Below are 997 nucleotides of genomic sequence, written 5' to 3'. Positions count from 1 at the left end.
GAATAATCCAGCAACCACAAAGCATCGCATTTTCTCCTCTTAACGGGCTTCTCGCTGTTGCATATTATGATCGCGCCGTCGAGGTGTTCGACTTGCTGTCCAGGAATCCCGGCACTCAAAGATCTGTTCTGACAACGTCCATTGCTTCTCAGACGCGTGGTTTTCCCGGAGAAGTATCAGTTGGTTTTTCCAATCGACCGGATACACTCATGGCTTTTCAATTGGATGAGAATAATCGTGGGGTTCTTGACACTTTTACACTCGGATCTGGAAGCCGGTAATGTCGCACGGCCAATGGCGTTGGTGCATGGATGCTGTCCATGGCGCAATTCGCCCCTACCCCACGGACTACGCGGCACGAATCTTACAGCGGACGGATTAGGGTTCGGGGAGCAGGCCGCCGAGGCGCCTCGGCCGCCTGCTTGCAGTTGAACGGCATGTCTTCATAGTCGATCAGCCGCGTCTTGCGGACCAGTTGGCACCGCAAACGAATATCGCCCCGGCAGGTTGATGTGATCGTGGCCAAACGGGGAAAGCCGCGCCACGCCACGTCTTCATCTTTGACCAGGAACCCCTCACTGCGTAACTGCGCCTGGATCGCGTCCATGTAGATGATGTTGGCTCATCCAGCTCGCGCCAGCGTGAAACCCGCAACCAGTTTTTAGGGAGATATTCGCAATCGATGGAACTTTATTCCAATTCGTCCTCACTCATCTAGTGAGATGCTGGTTCTATCCAATGATGCCGCCAGGATCATCTTCCAGCGGCTTGACACTAATCCATTCCACGCGAACATAAATTGTGCCAATCGACCTTCCCTCGTCACGACTAGACTTATACGAAATTCTAGGATCCGCTCGCCCCGCAAAGGAACGAATAGTGCAGTCGCTCTCGCTCTCAGACCTGGCTTCATTGAAGAGAGTTTCAAGTCAATATGACGCAATGTTTGATTCCAACGAGCTGGAAACAAAAGCTAGAGAACTTATTCAACGCAACG

At 52.3% G+C, this 997-nt stretch carries 1 protein-coding gene and 1 pseudogene; one reads left to right on the top strand and one right to left on the bottom strand.

The window, feature by feature from the left end:
* The coding region (locus AC1DQ3_RS36510; protein ID WP_477124949.1) for a hypothetical protein at positions 1–281 on the top strand (281 nt) is incomplete at its 5' end.
* 162 nt (positions 282–443) lie between these two features.
* On the opposite strand, the pseudogene AC1DQ3_RS36505 reads toward AC1DQ3_RS36510, so the two are convergent.
* Positions 444–619 (bottom strand): annotated as a pseudogene (locus AC1DQ3_RS36505) (Tn3 family transposase); the annotation flags it as partial.
* Positions 620–997 lie beyond the last annotated feature (378 nt).

It is taken from the genome of Cupriavidus sp. 01T418, assembly GCF_056398885.1.
The sequence above is the reverse complement of the archived record's forward strand: the minus strand, read 5'-3'. Positions and strand labels throughout refer to the sequence as shown.